This is a genomic window from Psychrobacter sp. PL15, assembly GCF_035984995.1.
In the GTDB taxonomy this organism is placed as follows: domain Bacteria; phylum Pseudomonadota; class Gammaproteobacteria; order Pseudomonadales; family Moraxellaceae; genus Psychrobacter.
In genome coordinates, this window is the sequence record NZ_JAXCIB010000005.1 from 1 (window position 1) to 21579 (window position 21579).

A 21579-nucleotide genomic window follows, 5' to 3' on the forward strand; every position below is an offset into this window, starting at 1 on the left:
TCGATGGACAATGCTTGGTATGCCGGTGACGGTTGCGGTCTAATCGCTGATTCCATAGAAAGTGTTAGGTTAAACTTAAGTTGCGCAACAAGGCCGTCTGGTGGATATCATTTTCTAACAGTCTCGATAAAACTATTAAATACTTTTATGAAAAAATTTTTATCATTTGTTTGGTTGTTTTTAAGAATGATTTCATTATTTTCAACTTTGATTGAATCTACATATCTTTTAATATCAATAGATTCTGAGTGGTTTTTAATGCGTTCAAGTTGGGGAAATATTGAAGAAGAATCTGATACTTTAGTCATAAAGCTATTCTTTACTCCAATTTGATTAAAAGAATGTCCAATAAACCAAATAGTCCCATCTATTGTTAGGAATCTATCATGTAACACTGGCTTGTTTTGATTCAATACTATACATGAGATATCCAAACCTATTTTTCTATCATTCACATTATTAATCTGTTTTTGCATTTCTTTAGCATCTTCTATTTTAGGAAATGCAAGCTTAGATGTAACAATAACAACCTTTACTCCCTTAACTCTAACTCTAAGTGAAAACTGAGTTATTTGTAGAGCATCAAAGTAAGGATCGAAAAACTCAACACTTACTCTAGCTTCACTAATTATTTGACCAATTTTTTCAAGCGCAAAGAGTCTTTGATCGGACTCGAACCAAAATTGTCCTGAAGATAATCTCTTTTTATCTAGGTCTCTTTGATATCTAGCCTCAACAACTCGATTATATATTTCATCAGACTTTATCGTACCAATGACTGTTTCCTTTTGGACATGAGCCAATGAAGACTCATATTCATAAGGAGCTGATGTATGCTTGTTATTCTCATAAGTTTTTACACTTAGTCTAGAGTCAATTAGTTCAGAATTGAAACTTACCTGCCTTAGATAGGAGGTAGCAGGCATAAATTCTAAACAACCATACTCTTCATGTACTAGGAAGTAACCATGGGATTGATAAGCGTTTTCATGAGGAATAGCAACAACTCCATTTGCTGGAATATTGATTGTTCTAAAATTTTTCAAAATACCTAAATATATTTCAAAATTTACTAGTTTCAACTTTTCACAGCTCTGTGAAGGGTAAGTATTTAATTTTAGAAGACGTAGTTCTTGTTCCTGTCCATCTAATTTAGTTTGAAGAAGTCTATTTTCTATAGATTTTACTATTGGATTTGGCAGAATAAGTACCATTCCACCAATATACTCACGATATTGATTCAAATCTATAAAGACACCCTGTTTAATAAACTCTATTACTTTTGGCTCATCAGCTAGGTAAAGAAGTTCATTTTGGGCACCAAATCTACGATGAATGCGAGCCGAGTTATAACCTAGAAAAGGTGCTGGATTATCTCCATGCAGATCCAACATATTTTTTTCATTCAAAGGTATACCAAACTCTCCCCAAGTAGTCTCATCTGTAAAGTCTGCTATCTGTATATCATATTCAAATACCTCATCAGGCTTATTAAACTGACTTTCAGCGTGAGGAGTATGAATCATAGTACCGTTTGACGTTCGATACCATTGAATAGCTTCTTTAGCGGGCATAACTACCTTTCGATAAAATGTATGATCTGGACCACAAATAACTTGAGTTGAGTATGATTGATGGACGTCTTTCGGAAGCAATCTAATAGTTGCAAAGACTAATCTACTCTTGTGTTTAGGGGTATCACTTTTGACTGTAGCTGTAACTATTCTAATTTCAGCTTTTTCATAGAGCTCAAATAATTCATTCATCTATAAATCCAAAGTGTCTAAAAAATGATAAAGTATATAGAGTGTGTTGGGAACAGCATACTGTTTTTCTAAATTATCGAATGAGTATAATCTCTAAATCATAATTATTTCAGACTATGTATTCTTACTAAGAAGGTATTGTCTAAACATTATATATATTCACAAACTTTTTATATCCGTCATGATTCTATCATTCAAATCAATTTAAGAATTAACTAATCAAACGGAATTAGATTACGTACAGCAGCCTTGTAGGAGCTCTGAGAACTGGCGACTGGTAATGAGCTATCACATATCTTAGACCCTATAACGAGTCTTAGAGAGCTTCTAAACTCAATGCCTAAATGGTTATATATCAAAATATTGCAATCCTACCGAGCGATAAAGCCATGGTGCCAATTAATATTTGAAAAGCTCAATCCAAACTTTCAAAAGGGAAAGCACCGGGGTATTGCCTTGTTATTCCCAATGGAGATTTTGTTCGAGAAGTATGTAGCAAAATACTTACGACAAGATATTAAGGCACCCTGGCAACTAACTACATAAGCTTCTAGTAAGTACATAGTGAATGACCAAGCAGGTTTAAAATCGCTCTTTCAGTCAAAGCCTGATCTATTAATCACTAAGAATAGAAAAAAATACCATGTACTTGATACCAAATGGAAGTTAATAAACTGCAGTGACAGTGATAATAACTACAATATCAGTCAGTCTGATATTTATCAGTTATTTGCTTATGGTCATAAGTATTTGAATGATTGTGGGGACATGATACTTATTTATCCTAAACATCATCAGTTCAGAACAACTTTGGAATATTTTTATTTATCAGAAAAGTTAAGGTTGTAGGCTATACCATTTTGTATTGAAACTGACAGAATAATTATGAATGAATGCATAGAAAGATTCCCATCTGTGTTTCAAACTGAGATTGATACTGACAACTTAGGCTCTTAAGCTTAGCTATAAGCATAAATTATAGGGACTAGTTACCATAACCGACTTTTAACAACCTTGGTCACAAAATGGTCACCGTTTGGTCACCGAGTACTTGGTCACCGACCTCCAAAAGGCAGAGGGCATGCACGCAGACTTATAGAGAATACATTATTGAAGAGTAGACTGCTTCCTAGCGGTTGATACAGACAGGATAACCAACCCTTACGGATAAAGGCTTTAAGAAGAGTTTTAGACACAAAAAAACCCCAAACAATCTAATGCTTGAGGTTGAAACTTTGCTTAAACTTAAAAAGTTAACTAAGTTTTAAATATGGCGCAGCGGACGGGACTCGAACCCGCGACCCCCGGCGTGACAGGCCGGTATTCTAACCAACTGAACTACCGCTGCTTAGGTCGTCTTTAGCGTCTTATCCTTATAATCAGGACCCACTCGCTAAAGAGTGGTGGGTGATGACGGGTTCGAACCGCCGACATTCTGCGTGTAAGGCAGACGCTCTACCAACTGAGCTAATCACCCTGAGAAGCGTTAAAAAATTGCATTGCAATTTTAGCTTCGCAAGTGAAATTCTTTAAATAGAATTTCTTAAAGCGTAAATTAACGAAGCACCGCTTCGTCCGAGTGCAAGAGAATTTTCGTATCTGAAAATCCTAAGAACCCAGAACCTACATAACGTAGGTATTCATCCGCAAGTGAAATTCTTTAAATAGAATTTCTTAGAAGCTTTGCTATCTAAAGGTGTCACACTCTAGAATCATAAAACATCTAACAACCTAGAACTGTTTAAAGCCCCTTGCTGTGGGTGTGTATTATATACATTTACATCTGCCTGTCAAATATTATTTGATATATTTTATACGGTGCTTATTATTAGCGCATGAGACTTAGAGAGAACCAGGTGCACATAATATAGTATAACTGTATAGTTACCTGTTATGTAGTGGTCAAAAACCACTATACTTATAGCGTTTTAGTGATTATGGTTACATTGAATGGTTATATTAAATTAGTTTTGACTAAATTAGTTTTGACTACATTAGTTGATGGAGGCGCACATAATCGCTTTAGCTGCTGAACAACCACTTGCACCCTGGTCATGGGCCGACTTTGCAGGGTATGGTCTGATTTTACATATTATTCTTATGGTGGTGTTGACCTTGCGTATTGTCTCGGTGCAGCGCAACATCGGGGTAGCGATTGCATGGATAGCGATTTTGTATACGCTGCCTTTGTTTGGACTGATTGCTTATATCTTGGTTGGTGAACCAATGGTTGGGCGCCGCTATCGTCAACGCATGGATCAGGCGCGGCTGCTTATGAACGAAATGGCAGAGCGTGAGCGTTTGATTTTTGATCAAGGTAAGGAGTTACTCCCTGAGCATTATCGGGGTGTTAGTCAAATTGGCACTCGCTGGACGGGGTTTGGCGTTTTTTCAGATCATCAAATGCAGCTACTGACGCACCCTAGTGCTATTTTTAAACGTTTGATCGACGATATTGACGCCGCACAACGTAGTGTTTTGATGGAGTTTTATATCATCTATCCTAAGGGACGGATATTAGACGTGCTACAAGCGTTGATAGCTGCCGCCAAGCGCGGGATAGAATGTCATATTCTTATAGACAGCGTGGGTAGTTTTAGCTTTTTTAATAGTGCTGAGCATAGGGATTTAGAACGTGCTGGCGTTTTTGTGCACCAGTCATTACCAGTGGGATTGTTTAAGACCTTGTTTAAGCGTTCTGATTTGCGCAATCACCGTAAAATCGTAGTCATTGATGAATATATTGGTTATATCGGTAGTTTTAACTTAGTAGATCCTAAATTTTTCAAGCAAGATAAAGATATTGGTCAATGGATCGATGTGGCTATACGTAGTTTTAGCCAGCAGCCGATCAATATCGCTACTGCGATGGCCAAGGTCGTGATTACCGATATTGGTGCTGAAAGTAGTGACAACTTAGATGCGTTGCATCAACGTGTAAACAGCTATACCCGTAAATTGTATGTGCGACATCCCACTATTAATGATATGAACAGTCGCGTAAAGGTACTAGAGAACGCCGCAGACCATATCGAACAACCTAGCGCAGGGGCAATGTCAATTGTGATTCCGCAGATGCCGGTGGTAGAAGGGGTGATAGCACAGTTGATTCCCTCAGCGCCACAAGTGACCGCGCATGTCATTTATAATACTTTAGTGACTATTATACATCGCGCTAATAAACGTATACGGATCACCACACCATATTTCGTCCCTGATGAAGCGCTATCAGGGGCATTGGTGACGGCGGCTAAGCGCGGGGTTGAAGTAACCATAATTATTCCCGAAAAGGTCGATTCGTTTTTAGTACAGCATGCTTCGCAGGCCTATTATCAAGAGCTGCTAGAAGCGGGGGTGACTATCGCCTTGTTTAAAGGTGGATTATTACATGCCAAAACGGTGGTCATCGATGATGATTATTGTCTATTTGGCACAGTCAATATTGATATGCGCAGTTTTTATCTAAATATGGAAGTCAGTATGGCGATTTATACGCCAGAAATGGTCGCACAAGTCGCTGACTGTCAGGAAACCTACTTACAAAGCTGTCGTTTTTTAGAGCTAGATGAATGGCAGCAGCGCCGTGATTACGAGCGTTTATTCGATAATGTAGTACGCCTGTTTAGTCCCTTATTATAACTGCTTATATTGTAGGTACTTATATTGTAGGCGCTTAGATTTTAGGTTAAGGTGAGCCATTAAGATTTTATTATTGTCGTTATTGACTTATTATGGCCACCGCAGCCTGATTTTATGAAAGGATACGCCTGCCTCATGCCTGCTATGTCTGTTTCTCCCTTAACACCTCTTGATTATATCGCAGAAGGTTACTGGCAAGACTTCTTAGCGAGTCGCCCTATTGCTGGTGGTATTGCTTATGAAGTAGAGTTGCACAACTGTCAATTAGATGGGTCGTTAATAAGCTTACAGCGTATAGATACGCTACTATCACAAATACGCCGTGACCTGGTTAAGTCCGACACTTGGAACGAGACCATAATATTAGCGGATGAGCGTTATCGTAATTTGCTGGTGTTTTTGGCATTTTATGCGGGACGAGTATTAGCACGGCAATGGCAAAATCCGCCGCATTGGTATGGTCAGTTTGAGCTGCGTACCCACTATCCTGAGTTGCCATTGACAGTCGATGACTTTTATCAACATATGGCCGTGTTGTATAATGACGTATCTGCACCTACCGCTGCTCATGATACAAAGAGTAGCGGGAACGAAGGTAGTAATCGCGTCAACCACAACGAGCACGCACCTGCACCTGTATTTTTTGCTCTAGAACCAATAGGATTACGTCTATTTGGTCATATTGATCGACAGTTCAGGGCTGTACAAGGCGGACAAGTCGCTAACGGCTTATACCAAGCAGTTAGCGCACGGCTACCAAACATCATTACTGAGCATACGGCTGCAAGGCCGCAACCAAACAGCACTTTAAATTCAAGCGTAACTATCAGTCTAAACTCAACTCAACCTGTGACGGCTAACCAGCTGATAGATAATAACGTTTTTTCTGAAATAGGCGCCAAAGAGGCTCTTGCTGTTTCTCATAAAGCGACTGATAAAACGGCTCCTAACATTGGTTTTGAAACCACAACCACTATAATTGATACAAGGTTAAACAATCTTGCTAGCGATACTCTAAAACCAATAGTTAGCCTAGATGATAGTAGATCTATAATTTCGATGACTACTCCTTTGACGTATGCTGATTCATCTTCCCCATTACCCAAAGCAAAAGTACCTTCAACTGCATCGCCAACGCCTGAAATTTTTATCCAATTGCTCATAGAGCTGGACGAGATTGAGGTGGTACAGACCGCGGGTGATGCTGAGTATCAAAGAGCCTGTAAAGTACTTGATCAGTTTGAGCGTCATATTGCTAAACAGAACAAACCGCGTGCCCAAGTCGTTTTTTTAGAGTCTCATCAAGCGGCAAAGCAGCACGCTCTTAAATTGCTGCAAAACGCCGCGACCCTTGGTAACACCACTGCCATGATACGGCTGGCTATGTATGAACTATTAGATGAAGGTCTGCTAGCTGACTACTCAGTAGATGCAGCGATTAGTAAAGACACGACTACTGGCGAAGCGGCTGGGGTTGATTGGATTAAGCAGGCGGCTAATGAAAAAGATATTCGGGCTCAGCGTCTATTAAGTAAAATCTATTATCAAGGGATAGGTGTGCCGCAGGATATAAATAATGGAAAGTATTGGCTAGAACAAGCGGCAGAGAATGGTCATGTAGAAGCAGCTAGTTTGGTCGGTCAATGGCAACAAGCGCAAGCGTTGATAACGACACGCCAGCAAGAACAGCACAGTATTAAGCGTTATCAATTATTGATTGGAGTGATTGTAGTGGTCGCATTGTTGTTAATCATTTTCGTCTAAAGAGCTGTGTTTTAATAGTTTAAATAGCATCGCTTAAAAGATTATGGATAAGCGTTACCGGCAGGTGAAATGGGCGTATTTCTTGACAGGATAGCTTTTAACTAGATATCCTCTATTGTTTTATTATGGTCTTATTATGGTTCTATCAATATTACTTCATCACTATCTCATCAATTATTAATATGGGCGTTCTCATGCCATCTTTTCCTGTGCCACCGCATAAACCAGTGTCTGAATCTGAGTTGCTTACGGCTGCAGATCAGCCAATTGGCCAGACTACGAAAAGCATGTCTGCACCACTGACTATGCGCACGCCTAGCACGCCACCTTGGTATTATCGCTTTATCATTAGCTTAATAAAGCCTTTGTATCGTATGCAGGTTTGGCATCGCTCGCATAACCGTGACAATTATCAGCAGGAAGTGGTGCAGCGCTTTGGTAAAGATTATCCACCGCGACCGACAGCTGGTTTTGACTATATCAATGCTACTGATATCAATAATACTGATATTAGCAGTGCTGATACTAGCAGTACTGATGTTAGCAGTGCTAATGTTAATAAAGTTGGTTTAAATCAGACAGTAATTTGGTGTCATGCGGTATCGTTGGGTGAGACCAATACTGTTGCGCCCTTGCTGGACGCTTTATTAGCCCAGGGCTATCAGATTTGGCTGACCAACACGACGCAGACTGGTTTTGCTCGTGGCGCGAGCCGTTTTGCAGATGATATTGCTCAAGGGCGACTGAGTCACAGTTATGTACCGGTGGACAGTCCAGCAGTGATTGAGACCTTTTTGGCACATGTGCAGCCAGTGGCTGCTTTATTTGTGGAAACCGAGTTATGGGCAAATATTTTGGCCAAGCTTGCTGGGCATCATATTCCCAGCATACTAGTTAATGGCCGGCTGTCAGCATCGTCTTTTACCCGCTATCAAAAAATTAGTGCGGTAAGTCGTAGCATGATGCATAACCTGACTTTAATCATCGCGCAAGATGATGACTCTGCTCAGCGCTTTTGTCAGCTAGGCGCCTATCGTACACAAATTCGTGTCGCCGGCTCCCTTAAATGGGTCATTAACACCCCTAAACGTGAAGCAAAAATTAATCATATAAATGACGATAATGCCATTGCAGAGAAGCAAACGGAGAAGCCAGCAGATAAGCAAAAAGGTGCTGTTGAGAGTAATATCAAAAATGGTATTAGTACTGAGTTGGGAAAATCAAATCGTCCCATTTGGGTTGCTGCAAGTACCCATAGCGGTGAAGAAGAGGCCGCGCTATCATTACAGCAGCAGATATTATCAATACCCGCACTTGCTGACACCTTATTAATTATCGTACCCAGACATCCTGAACGCTTCGACGAGGTAGCAGACCTGATCAAAAAGTCAGGGTTAGGTATGGCGCGCCGTAGTATTAATGAGGCTATTAGCACACAGACGCAAGTTTATCTGGCAGATAGTATGGGTGAGCTCATGCAGTGGTATACGCTAGCTGATGTGGCACTGGTCGGTGGCTCATTGGTTGCTGTCGGGGGGCATAACCCTGTTGAGCCGTCGAGTGTGGGCACGCCGGTATTGATGGGCCCCTATACCCAGTCTTGTCAAAGCGTGGTAGATAAGCTGGCGGGTGTGGGTGCGTTATATCAGCCAGATAACCATTTTTATCAGCCTCTTGTTATTGATGAACAGATAACCGATGGACAGACAGTCAAGCAACATAAGTCCGAAGAAAAAACTCCGCAGTTTTCTCCTAAACCAGCATTAATTGCTGATACCACACTAATTTATGAGCAACTGCAGCTTTGGCTTAGTAATCCGCAGCTGGCGACATTGGCAGGGCAGGCAGGTGAGCAGTTAACCCTACAGCAGCAATCAGTACTGACTCGTCAGCTGACTATGATTGAAGAGGTTGTGAAGCAATTTAATAGTAATAAGGCTTAGGTTTTATTCATACCGTTTAACCACTAGATCTTTTGCATAAGTCGTCGCTAACCCTTGAAATTTCGTTAGTGGGAGTCAATAAAAATGAAATGGCACTTTTGCAAGGGGTCTACGACAATACTCGCTTTTTCTTATCCCTAACAATCATTACTTTATCGGTATCTAAAATGGGTACTTAACATTAGTACCTGACATGGGTATCTAACATGGGTATCTAACATGGGCACTTAACGCTCATCATTCTTCCTAATGACTAACATTAATTACTAACACTAAGCGACTTGCTGTATGAACTGTATTTTATTGCCAGCCGCTAATTTTTCGCTAGCAAGCGCATTGATTGATGCCCCCGAGCAAATTGAACATATTAATAAAATATTAGGTGCGCAAGTGGGCGACACCCTAAAAATTGGACAACTTGGTGGCAATCTTGGTACTGCTGTCATTAATGAAATGACACCTGAGCAGATTCAGCTTGGCAATGTACAACTGCCTCTTGCCGAGCCGCCCAAGCTTGAGGTCACTGTGGTGTTGGCATTACCACGCCCCAAAGTATTACGGCGTCTCATTATGGATATGACCGCAATTGGTGTGCGTGATATTGTACTGATCAATAGTTATCGGACTCAAAAAAGCTATTGGCAGAGTCCACTATTAGCGCGTCTTGATGAGTTCGTATTAGAAGGCTTGCAACAAGGCGTTGATACTATTGCCCCGCGTATCACTCTACAAAAACGCTTTAAACCTTTTGTTGAAGACCAGCTGGCAAGTCTAATCACCAACCGCGCTATTGTGGCACACCCTTATAGTGAGCTGTCGTTAGGACAATATCTACAGCAACACTCTGCGTACCATTCTGCGTGTCAACCTCAAAGCTCATTACCAAGCGTGGTCTGTATTGGGGCAGAAGGCGGCTGGATTGATTACGAGATCGAGTTACTTGCTGGGCAAGGTTGCCAAGCGGTTAATATCGGTCGGCGAGTACTGCGGACCGAGGCGGCTGTAAATGCACTTCTTGGTCAGTGGTTGTTATGAGATTCAGATCAAAATATTACTATTAAATACGAGTTTTATGAGTGTTTTTGAGTCAACAAAAATATTCAGATTAGGCGTCCATACAAATGTATTGATAATTAGTCTCATTTCGATTAGTATGTTGCTTCTAGATATTATCCGGTTATAAGTCTTGATGGCGTGTCGTTTATAATATCGTTTTCCCTTACTTATTTGTGTTATTACTATGGAGAAACCCATGTCCTTGAATGCGGTCAGCGCACGTTTACCTTCTACCAAGCTTACTTTATCGGTTGCTGTATTTAGCATGATGCTAGGGTTGGTAGGGTGTAATAAAGCGTCTACCCCTGAACAGGATACCGATGCTGAAACCACAGCACCGGTTGCTGAGCAAGGTGTTGCTACTGATAGCGCTGCTACTGATGATGGACAGGTAGTTACTATCTATTCATCACGTAATGAGCAGTTGATCCAGCCGTTACTGGATAAATATACTGAAGAGACTGGGGTAAAAATTGAGCTAGTGACTGATAAGACCGGTCCACTAATGGCACGTTTACAAGCTGAAGGTAAAAACACCCCAGCGGATATGCTATTGACTGTTGATGCCGGTAACTTATGGCAAGCAGCACAACAAGGCTTGCTACAACCTGTATCTTCTACTGTTTTAGAGACTAACGTTCCAGCTAAATACCGTGATCCAAAAGGTCAGTGGACAGGTTTGTCGTTACGTGCTCGTACTATTTTTTATGATCCAAGCAAAGTTGACGCCACTCAGTTGTCTACTTACGCAGATCTTGCCGATCCAAAATGGAAAGGTAAGCTGTGCTTACGTACCTCGAAAGCCGTTTATAATCAGTCCTTGGTAGCTAGCATGATTGAAAACTTAGGCGAGGAAAAAACCGAGCAAGTCATCCGCGGCTGGGTTGATAACTTAGCCACCGATGTATTCAGTGATGACACCAGCATGTTAGAAGCTATCGCTGCTGGCCAGTGTGAAGTGGGCCTAGCCAACAGTTATTATTATGGCCGTATCCTTGATGAGAAGCCTAACTTCCCTGTGAAAATATTCTGGGCAAACCAAGACACGACTGGTACGCATGTAAACATCTCTGGTGCTGGTGTGATAGCAAATTCAGACAATCCAGATGGTGCTCTCAAGTTGATGGAATGGTTGTCATCTGACAAAGCCCAAGGTGTTTATGCCAGCGCCGATAAAGAATATCCGGTAAAAGAAGGTATCGATGAGTCAGAGCTGCTTAGATCATGGGGTGAGTTTAAACAAGACGCTATTAATGTACAAAAGTTTGGCTCGTTACAGACCCAAGCGATTAAAATGATGGATAAAGCCGGTTATAAATAACGGATGATAAGTCAGTTTGTATGGTCTTTATGCGTCTGAAATGGTAATAATTCTATGATAACACTAATTCTATGATGACAATGCCCAAAGCGTCCGATCGTCAAGACGACACTGCCAATGATAATAATGTTGGCAGTGATAATAACCATCAGGCTGTCAGCCAAGATCATGCTGTTCGCAAACGTATCACCTCAAAATCAGTCTTAGGACTGATTTCGTTGTTTATGCTGATACCTATTTTAGTAGTGCTATTGTCGTGGACCCAGCCTGTAGCGGATATCTGGACCCACATGCGTGAGTATGTCCTGCCGCAAGTACTCAAGAATACGGCTATTTTATTGTTAATGGTCACCACCATTTCTGGTACTATCGGTACGGCGTTGGCATGGGTGACGAGCATGTATCGTTTTCCTGGTCAGCGGTTTTTTTCTTGGGCGCTGATGTTACCGCTTGCGATGCCGGCTTATGTACTGGCTTTCGTCACGGTAGGTATTGTCGACTTTAGTGGCCCTTTGCAGACTGCTCTGCGTGATTTGGGCATTAGTACCGCCATACCATCAGTACGCAACGTTTGGGGCGCAGGTTTGGTCTTGTCGTTGGCCTTTTATCCTTATGTGTATTTGCTCGCTCGCCAAGCGTTTTTATCGCAAGGTCGGCGTGCGATTGAAGCCGGCCAAATGCTAGGATTGAGCCGCAGTCGTATATTCTTTCGTTTGGCCTTGCCGCAAGCATTGCCTTGGGTGATTGGCGGGTTATTGCTAGCCAGCATGGAGACCCTTGCTGACTTTGGTGCTGTGTCTGTATTTAACGTCGATACCTTTACCACAGCTATTTATAAGGCGTGGTTTGGCTTTTTTAGCTTGACCACTGCGGCTCAGTTGGCGGCTCTGTTAATTGGGGTGATATTTATCGTAGTACTGTTTGAGCAATATTGGCAAGCACGGCGCGGTAACGCGGTCACTCAAGGCAGTAACCGCCGTTTTGATGCCAGTACTCCAGCCAAAATTGCCATGATGCTATTGTGTACTACGATGTTTTTAATTGCTTTTTTAATACCATTCTTGCAGCTGCTTTATTGGACAGCGATGAACTTTCGGCAAGATTTTGATGCACGCTATATTGATTTTGTCGCAAACAGCCTAATCATTGCTAGTATGACCACGCTTTTTATTGCCTTTTTAGCGATTATTATCGCGTGGGTCAAGCGTCAGTATCCGGATAAAACCACTAAGCTACTGACTACTTTAGCTAATTTAGGTTATGTGGTACCGGGGACCGTATTGGCTGTCGGGGTTTTTATACCTATTGCTTGGGTTGATAATCAGCTGATTGCCTTCGGTATTACCTCGCATCAGGTACTGTCAGGTAGTGTCATTGTCATGCTGCTGGCTTTATCGACACGATTTATGACCGTCAGCTTTCAACCGGTAGACCGGCAACTACAGCGTCTAACTGTCAATCAGGAAGCCGCTGCTAAATTACTCAGTGATAGTCCGTTACAACGTTGGCGACAAGTGGTATTGCCTGTGCTTAGTCCTGGAGTGTTGACTGCACTATTGATGGGCTTTGTTGAGGTTATGAAAGAAATGCCCATTACCTTGATGACCCGTCGGCAGGGTTGGGATACGTTAGCAGTACGGGTATTTGAGATGACCAGTGAAGGAATGTGGGCGCGCGCTGCACTGCCGAGCTTATTGATTGTGTTGGTTGGGCTGCTTCCAGTCTGGATATTGTTGCGCCAGAGTGACAAAACAGGTTAACTTGCTCTCTTATAAACTGATAAAAAATAGCATAGACTATTATCTGAGTATGATTACTTTAAGTGCTTTGTCTAACCAATTGTTATTTTAATGCTTTGTCACACTGCGCTATTTTTACCGTTTCTCTCATTCATCGCTTCTTATTTATCGCCTAATGGTACCGTCTATGTATACTGACTTGACTAACGATTCGACAGACCAATTAACCCCAAAGTCAACCAAGACCAAGGCGCGACTTAATATTTTTGAGAAAACCACCCGGTCTATAAAGCTGCAAACTAAAAATAATCACATGGACAACAATCAAGAGTCTAGAGAAGATAGTCATAAAGCAAACATCGCTGATAAGCCCTATTTTAGCGTGCAGAATTTAGTCGTTGGTTATGACGATATTACGGTCGTTGATGGGCTGTCTTTAACCTTGCAGCAAGGGGAAATTGGTTGCTTTTTAGGGTATAGCGGTTGTGGCAAGACCACCGCGTTACGCGCTATTGCTGGTTTAGAACCTACCCGTCTTGGGATGATTGGCCTAAACAATCAGCGTTTGACTGAGCAAGCTGCTCGTACCTCATTTGCGGTCGCGCCGGCCAAGCGTGGAATGGGCATGGTGTTCCAAGACTATGCTCTATTTGGCCATTTAAGCGTTGCCAAAAACATCGCTTTTGGGCTTAATAAATGGTCGGCAGCTGACAAAAAAGCGCGGGTTGCTGAGATGTTGAGTCTGGTTGAGCTGACAGAGCATGCTGACAAACGGCCCACTGAGCTTTCGGGTGGCCAGCAGCAGCGGGTGGCATTAGCACGCGCATTAGCACCGAAGCCTAAGTTACTATTACTTGACGAGCCATTTTCTAATTTAGATGTGGTGCTGCGTGAATCATTGGCTATGAGCGTTCGCGATATTCTTAAGCGTACCAACACTACCGCAATTTTAGTCACTCATGACCAAAACGAGGCCTTCGCCTTAGCGGATAAGGTTGGGGTCATGCACCAAGGTAAACTGGTGCAGTGGGCGACTCCAACCGAGCTATATCATGAGCCCGTCAGCCCATTTGTCGCCGAGTTCGTTGGTGAAGGTGCCATGATAGATGGGGTCATTAAAGAAGGTCATGTCGAGACTGCGCTCGGCGATATTTACCGGCGTATGGAAGTATATGATGACAGAGGGCAGCCACGATATTGCGAGTATGATTATCCCAATGGCACGTTAATAAAAGTATTGGTGCGTCCTGATGATATTATTCATGACGATGACAGCGCACAAACTGCACTGGTAGTTGGTCGAGTATTTCGCGGCGCAAACTATCTGTATCGCTTGCAGTTAGATGATGGCCAGACAGTATTGTCTTTGGTTTCCAGCCATCATAACCATCCGGTTGGCACACGTATTGGTATTTTACCGATGCTTAAACATGTGGTGGTCTTCGATGAAAAAAATATCAACGCTACAACCTGGTCAGATTATCATATGTCATAAACCGATGTTAAAAGGCCTTATGATATTTGGTGACATCTATTAGAATTAGGTCTTACGAGTCGCTAATATATGTAAATAGCGCCCCAACCATTTATAGGGCTCTTGCTGTGAGTAGCGTAACTCCATCCGTATCACTGCTTCAGGATCGGTATTGCCCCCACGTTTTAGTGGCGTATAGTCATGAAATACGCGCAGTCCGCTGGTAAGCATGGTTTGATAATGATGCGCTTGTAGCCATGATTCTACTTGCTGCTTGGCTACCGGATAGTTTGGGGTCAAGCTTTTCTCGTTGTCTGCTTTGTAAGACGGGTTGTCGAGTAGATTAAAATTACCCATAATAAGATTGCGATAATCAAAGCTCGCTGGATTATAAAAGCATAACGACAGTGCGCCATTATCGGTCAGCTGAGCATCAAAGAAGTCCATGATCGCTGCTGGTTCTGCCAGCCATTCCAGCAAAGCATGACATAGAATTAAATCAAACTTGTCTGATTCACCAATGCTCGCTTTATCACTAATATCACTATCAAGGTGACCATTATCAATACTTAGCGTCGCCTCAAGCTGTTGATAAGGGCAGACCACCCAGGTCACAGTACCAAAAACCTTCTCATCAAAAACCTTCTCATCAAAAACATTGTTATTGGCAATAGCCTGTTGTTTTTCAAAACTGGCTTTGGCCTTATTAAGCATGTTTTCTGAGATATCATTGACCACCACGCTATGACCTTGCAGGGCAAGATCGATGGCTATTTGTGCAAGACCTGCACCCACATCTAAAATACGTAGTGGCCTCCCAAGCATTTTAGTCAGCTTATCAGCATATTCGAAGATATCACGACGTAGCACTGCTAGCCGAATCTCACCTTTTAAGCCACCATACACCTTCTTTTCAAAATGATCGGCGATGGTATCAAAGCTGCGATCGCTTCTGATTTCATTAGTTTCATTAGATGTTGTTAATTCTGCAGTGTGACTGTTATCGGTAGCTAAGGCATTAGCTATTGGGTTATTGCTGTCTTTATTATCATTTTGCATAAGAGTTTACGATATCTTTACTATGATGTTCACGGGGAGGTTGTTTAAACGACACTGCACTAGCGCCGTCTATTAATAACCCATTTAAATATCAGTTTGGATAAGGTAATGATTACAAACACCACCGCAACAAATACCCAAATACCAGAGCCTTGTAAGTTGGCTTTATAGACTTGCGCCAAATAGGCGGATAGTCCCATAGCAACTAGCAGCGAACCCCAGCGCACAAACGGTAAGGCCTTGTTATTATGATTGGGAAAACCGGTGGCGTAATCGCTAGAAAAGCTATACAACACCATCGCCAAGATCCAAACGATAGCCAAAACAATGTCCATAAAAATAAACGCCTATATATTGAGTGGCCGTATTTTGCGTGCGATATAGTCAACACCTATATTAAACTGTACCTAGTGTAGCGGGTAGAAATATTTTGTCTACAATAACTGAAAGTTTCATGAAGTAAGTGGCTCTTGAAACTATTCTATTGTCACTATTAAAGGTAATGAACGAAGCATTGTTTACTACATTGTTTACTACAGGGTATCAAAGTTAGTTTTAAAACATCACTCTCTAAAAATCAGCCTCTAAACATCGGCTTCTATCGGCGGCTTACTCTATCAGCGGCTTACATTGTGCAATGCTAGATATTTGTACATTTCGTAGTAGCTATTAGTAACATCTTAGATGTATGAGCAGTAAGGTACCAGACACAAATCTGCCTCTTATCAACTGCTTAAAATGTAGAAACTCCCTTTTGATTGCTGCTAAGGATAGCGCCAGTAATTGATAACGTTCAAGACAGGTTTGCTGCTACATTAGCCGCCGTTAAAAGTAAGGCTAACGCAGATGCTAGAGCGGCGAATATAACTGATCCGATACTGTTAGCACAAGTCGAAGGAGCTGCAGTATTGGCTGTCTACCATGGCGGTCTACTATGGCGGTCTTGTCAGCACCGCTTGTACGCAAGCAACCCGTGAATATTTTGACCAACACTTTATCAATGTAGCTAAAACATCTTAAGACAGCCAAATTCAATAATCTATAGCTAAATAAATAACGAAATAAAAACTTATGCCAGCAGTAGGCTATGTATCGATATTGCCTTTCATTGACTATAGCGCTTGCTTTTACTATAGCACCGATAACTCAAGCACAGGCCCAAAATACGCCTTGCTCTGGAAAAATAGGCGGGGTAGCACACTGCTCAAAAGATGGCAAGTTTGTCTGCAAAAATGGTAAGACCAGTCAATCTAAAAAAGTCTGCCATTAATATTATTTGAGGAGTAGCGTTATAAATGCCCCATTTATAGAGCCTAATAAATAATACGAATTACTCGCTATAAATGACCTGTTCCTCCATGGGTTAATAGCACTCAAATGCCCCTAAATAGGCAAATTTGTGCTAAAATAGCTTCTTTTATTTACCATTAAAACTATCGCCATTTTCCTAGATTTTTGTACGGTTTGTAGTTCTTTATCTATAGTTTATATTTACGTTATATATCTAAATAACAGCGGCACATCTCTGCGGCTCATTTTACGTATAGCTGAATATGACTATCAGTAAACTATCAATGATGCAAATGCTAGAGAATGGATGTGAGTGAGGGAGTGTATATGAGCGAATCGGTCAGTCCTATTGGCATCGTCGATGAATTAAAACAATCCTATTTGGATTATGCGATGAGCGTGATTGTCTCGCGTGCGCTGCCGGATGTGCGTGATGGGTTCAAGCCAGTACACCGTCGCGTGATGTATGCGATGCACGTGCTATCTAATGACTACAACAAAGCCTATAAGAAATCGGCACGTGTGGTCGGTGATGTCATTGGTAAATATCACCCCCATGGCGATAGTGCTGTATATGATGCGATTGTGCGTATGGCGCAGGACTTTAGCTTGCGCTACCCCATGATTGATGGTCAAGGTAACTTTGGCTCGATTGATGATGATCCACCTGCTGCCATGCGTTATACCGAAGTACGCATGACTAAGCTGACCCATCAAATGCTTGCGGATCTGGATAAAGATACTGTCGACTGGGAAGACAACTACGATGGTTCTGAGCGTATGCCTAGCGTTATGCCGGCACGGGTCCCAAACCTATTAGTCAACGGCGCAACTGGTATCGCAGTCGGTATGGCGACCAATATGGCACCACATAACCTCACCGAAGTGATTAATGCCTGTTTGGCTTATGCCAACAATCCGCAAATTTCTGCTGAAGAGCTGATGACCCATATCTCAGGTCCTGACTTTCCTACAGGCGGAATCATCTACGGTCGTGCGGGTATTTTAGATGCCTATCGCACCGGTAAAGGTCGTCTGCATATACGTGGGCGCTACATTATCGAGGCGATGGCTGATACTGGTGTCAACCGCGATCGTGAACGTATCGTATTCACTGAAGTGCCTTACCAGGCCAATAAGGCCAAGTTGATTGAGCGTATTGCTGAATTGGTTCGTGATAAGAAAATCGAAGGTATTAGCGAGATTCGCGACGAGTCTGATAAAGACGGTATGCGTATTGCTATTGATCTGCGTCGTGGTGAAACGGCTGAAGTTATCGTTAATAACTTATTTTTGCAAACGCCACTCGAATCAAGCTTCAGTATCAACATGGTGGCGCTAGACAACGGCCAGCCGAAGCTATTGACCTTGCGTCAACTAATTGCTGCTTTTGTACGCCATCGTCAAGAAGTCGTGACTCGCCGTACTATCTATGAGCTGAATAAAGCTCGGGTCCGTGGTCACCTGCTCGAAGGTTTGACGGTCGCGCTGGCCAATATCGACGAGATTATTGCAGAAATCAAAGTGTCTGCTAGCCGTGGTATGGCACGTGAGAACTTACTTAATAACACTTGGGGATCAGGCAGCGTCCAAGCGATGCTCACTGCTGCAGGTAGCCAATCAGTACGTCCTGATTTCATCGAAGGTGAAGATCCAAAAGCACCGTTTGGTTTAATTAGTGATAGTGCTGAAGGTGTAGAAAGCTATCGCTTGTCATTAGATCAGGTCAATGCAATTTTAGAGATGCAATTGCACCGTTTGACCGGTCTTGAGCAAGATAAGCTGACGGAAGAGTATCAAGACTTATTACGCGAAATTGCTAATTTAGAATCTATCCTAGGCGATTTTGATAAGCTTATGACCATTATCTCTAATGAGATGATTGAAATTCGTGAAAATTTCGGTGATGAGCGCCGTACTGACATTATTGATTCGCGTACTGATTTTAGCCGTGAAGATCTTATTCCTGAGCAAACGGTGGTGATGACGGTTTCTCGCACTGGCTATGCCAAGACCCAACCAATTCACGATTATGTGGCACAAAAACGTGGTGGTAAAGGCAAGTCCGCCACTGCGATGAAAGAAGATGATGTCATTGATCATCTAGTCGTTACCTCAACCCACGCGACGGTACTGTGTTTCACTGACACTGGCCGCGTATTTAGTTTGCGCGGTTTTGAAGTACCGATTGCCAGTCGCGGTGCACGTGGTCGTCCATTAGTGAATCTTATTGGACTTAATAATGATGAGACGGTAACCACTATTTTACCGATACCGCAAACCACTGATGAAGTGACCGGTCATTTCGTGTTCTTTGCTACTGCCAATGGTACCGTCAAGCGGGTAGAGCTTGAGCAGTTTGCCAGTATTCGGTCTAACGGTCTGATAGCAGTTGGTCTAGAAGATGGCGACAAGCTAGTCAGTGCCCGTATTACTGATGGCTCGCAAGACGTCATGTTATTTGCTTCAAGTGGTAAGGCCATTCGCTTCGATGAAAATGATGCCCGCTCTATGGGACGTACTGCTAAGGGTGTTCGCGGTATGCGTCTAACTAATGATGAGTTTATTAAGTCGTTAGTGGTCATCGAAGATGATGTCCAAGAAATCTTGATTGCTTGTGAAAATGGCTTTGGTAAACGTACCTCCATCGAAGAGTTTAATAAGCAAGGGCGTGGCGGCGGCGGTGTCATCGCTATCAAAACCAGTGCGCGTAATGGCGCTTTGGTACGCGCGACTAAGGTTGATCCTGAAGACGATATTATCCTAATATCTGATAAAGGTACTCTGGTGCGTACGCCAGTTGAGCATGTCGCCACTTCTGGTCGTAATACTCAGGGTGTCACCTTAATTCGCCTATCAAAAGACGAGAAACTGGTCGCTATGGCGTGTGTTGAGCATGAAGAAGACGACAATGAGTTAGTCGATGCGCTCAGAGAAGATGGGGTCTTTGCGGTAGAAGGTCAGGAGCAAATGGACGTAGATGCTGCGACTGATCGTACGGTCACAACTGATATTACCGATTCTGTTGATATCGCCAATGACTATACTTCAGATAAAGAGGCTTTAGATGAAGAGGTTTTAGATGAAGAGGCTTCGGATGGTGATATTAGTTTAGACGACGATACTGATTTGGACAACGACGCTGAATAAGTATTGAAATGAGTTGTTTGGCAGACTGAATCAGTAGAATTATTGCTTATTCGGTCTGCATTTGACATAATATTGACATGTAATATTAGTATCATAAAGTAATACCGGTTGTCTTAGCCTGGTTCAATTGGCTAATGACATAAAGAAAGGAAGCCTCCGACGTTCGCGTCTGAGGCTTTTGTTTTTTTCTGATAAACCATTATTGATTTACCCTACTTATAAAGGCTGTTTTTTAAAAACTATTTTTTCAAGGCTGTTGTAATGCTAACTACCAACCAGACTGTGCAAGGAACCGCTGCGGCGTCGACTGCCAACTTTTTATTCTCATTACTGTTCTTGTTTGGGCTCTTTTTGCACCCATTATCGGGTACGCAAGTGGCGTCATGGCGTGTGGTAATGATGTTGTTTAGTCTGGTGTTATTGGTGAGTCTAATAAAGCAGTGGCAGCATGTTTTTGATTATCTAAAGACCTTAAAAACTTCCAAAGAATGGCTGCTATTTATATTACCCACCCCGATTTTAGGGGGGCAAATTTGGCTGTTTATGTGGGGACCAGTGAATGGTTTAGGCCTCGATGTGACCTTGGGTTATTTCTTATACCCATTAGTAATGATACTGGTTGGTCGCTTCTTTTATCATGAGTATGTCAGTAAATTGCAGTGGCTGGCCACTCTATGTGCAGCGGTTGGTATCGCTTATGAAGTGTGGCAATTTGGGTCACTATCGTGGGCAACCCTGTTTGTGTGCTTGGGTTATCCGCCTTATTATCTATTGCGGCGCAAGTTAGCAGTTCCACCTATTACCGGTTTACTATCGGATTTAACGTTACTATTACCCTTAGTTTTAGTGGCGCTTTATACCAGTGGCGGTTTTGATTTGGCGGTATCGACCAGTAAGTTATGGTATCTGTTACCGTTATTGGGTATTATCAGTACGGCGGCGATGTCATTGACCATGATTGCCAGTCGTAAGCTGCCAGTCTCGCTATTTGGTACCTTATCTTATCTTGAACCTATCTTTTTACTTGTTTTTTCTTTAACGTTTTTGAATCAAAGTATCGAAGAGGCTGGTTCGTTATTCATGTACGCGATGATTTTTGTCGCGCTATTTATCATGATTATGGACAGCACGCTTGGCTACTTAGCGCGCCGCCGTGACAACCGTTTGCAGGGTTACAACGAGCCACAAATTAATAGCTTTCCACCGCGCCGCCGCATAAAAAATCGTCGTATCAAAGGCGTACTGGTTGCGCATCGCTTTCGAAAAATTAGACGTTATCAACAAAAAATCGATAAAATGGCTCGTAAAATCAACCAACTACATTCGAAGTAAATAGTTCTTAAATTATACAATGACTAGTGCTAAGCGATATAACAAT

General features: G+C 42.3%; 12 protein-coding genes, 2 tRNA genes and 1 pseudogene. 10 read left to right on the plus strand and 5 right to left on the minus strand.

The genetic code is table 11. The features are described 5' to 3' along the window. Positions 1–107: 107 nt before the first annotated feature. Positions 108–1766, minus strand: a complete 1659-nt coding sequence (locus RCH20_RS05705) for a VPA1262 family N-terminal domain-containing protein (protein WP_327192904.1) — start codon at positions 1764–1766, stop codon at positions 108–110. 267 nt (positions 1767–2033) lie between these two features. On the opposite strand from RCH20_RS05705, the pseudogene RCH20_RS12485 reads away from it, so the two are divergent. Continuing rightward, a pseudogene (locus RCH20_RS12485) lies at positions 2034–2615 on the plus strand (5-methylcytosine restriction system specificity protein McrC). A gap of 422 nt (positions 2616–3037) precedes the next feature. Here the strand turns inward: RCH20_RS12485 and RCH20_RS05710 are convergent. Beyond that, positions 3038–3114: transfer RNA gene (locus RCH20_RS05710), tRNA-Asp, on the minus strand. 53 nt (positions 3115–3167) lie between these two features. Continuing rightward, positions 3168–3243, minus strand: a tRNA-Val gene (locus RCH20_RS05715). Positions 3244–3767: 524 nt separating this feature from the next. Here RCH20_RS05715 and RCH20_RS05720 point away from each other — a divergent pair. From RCH20_RS05720 to RCH20_RS05750, 7 genes are all read left to right on the plus strand, one after another. After that, positions 3768–5405, plus strand: coding sequence for a cardiolipin synthase (locus RCH20_RS05720; RefSeq protein WP_327192905.1), 1638 nt, complete (start codon positions 3768–3770; stop codon positions 5403–5405). Between the two features lie 135 nt (positions 5406–5540). Next, complete coding sequence (locus RCH20_RS05725) at positions 5541–7169, plus strand: tetratricopeptide repeat protein (RefSeq protein WP_327192906.1); 1629 nt, start codon at positions 5541–5543, stop codon at positions 7167–7169. 287 nt (positions 7170–7456) lie between these two features. Continuing rightward, positions 7457–9112, plus strand: coding sequence for a 3-deoxy-D-manno-octulosonic acid transferase (locus RCH20_RS05730; RefSeq protein WP_442793105.1), 1656 nt, complete (start codon positions 7457–7459; stop codon positions 9110–9112). A 288-nt stretch (positions 9113–9400) separates the two neighbouring features. Beyond that, the gene (locus RCH20_RS05735) at positions 9401–10147 is read left to right on the plus strand and encodes a 16S rRNA (uracil(1498)-N(3))-methyltransferase (RefSeq protein WP_327192908.1); all 747 of its coding nucleotides are present in this window, start codon (positions 9401–9403) and stop codon (positions 10145–10147) included. A 217-nt stretch (positions 10148–10364) separates the two neighbouring features. Continuing rightward, on the plus strand, positions 10365–11489 hold the full coding sequence (locus tag RCH20_RS05740) for an extracellular solute-binding protein (protein WP_209958125.1): 1125 nt from the start codon (positions 10365–10367) through the stop codon (positions 11487–11489). Positions 11490–11560: 71 nt separating this feature from the next. After that, positions 11561–13249 carry an ABC transporter permease gene (locus tag RCH20_RS05745; protein ID WP_209958122.1) on the plus strand — a complete coding sequence of 563 codons (1689 nt, stop codon included), beginning with the start codon at positions 11561–11563 and terminating at the stop codon, positions 13247–13249. 292 nt (positions 13250–13541) lie between these two features. Beyond that, the gene (locus RCH20_RS05750; RefSeq protein WP_442793106.1) at positions 13542–14723 is read left to right on the plus strand and encodes an ABC transporter ATP-binding protein; all 1182 of its coding nucleotides are present in this window, start codon (positions 13542–13544) and stop codon (positions 14721–14723) included. Between the two features lie 45 nt (positions 14724–14768). Here RCH20_RS05750 and RCH20_RS05755 read toward each other — a convergent pair whose 3' ends face one another. Next, positions 14769–15761: a methyltransferase gene (locus RCH20_RS05755; RefSeq protein ID WP_327192910.1), complete on the minus strand. Its 993-nt coding sequence runs from the start codon at positions 15759–15761 to the stop codon at positions 14769–14771. Positions 15762–15820: 59 nt separating this feature from the next. Continuing rightward, positions 15821–16096 (minus strand): hypothetical protein, encoded by a 276-nt coding sequence (locus RCH20_RS05760; protein ID WP_209958115.1) that lies wholly within the window; start codon positions 16094–16096, stop codon positions 15821–15823. Positions 16097–17378: 1282 nt separating this feature from the next. Here RCH20_RS05760 and gyrA point away from each other — a divergent pair. Together gyrA and rarD are read left to right on the plus strand one after the other, a co-directional pair. Further along, complete coding sequence (gene gyrA, locus RCH20_RS05765) at positions 17379–20201, plus strand: DNA gyrase subunit A (RefSeq protein ID WP_327192911.1); 2823 nt, start codon at positions 17379–17381, stop codon at positions 20199–20201. Positions 20202–20462: 261 nt separating this feature from the next. Next, the gene (rarD, locus tag RCH20_RS05770) at positions 20463–21533 is read left to right on the plus strand and encodes an EamA family transporter RarD (protein ID WP_209958112.1); all 1071 of its coding nucleotides are present in this window, start codon (positions 20463–20465) and stop codon (positions 21531–21533) included. Positions 21534–21579: the final 46 nt, after the last annotated feature.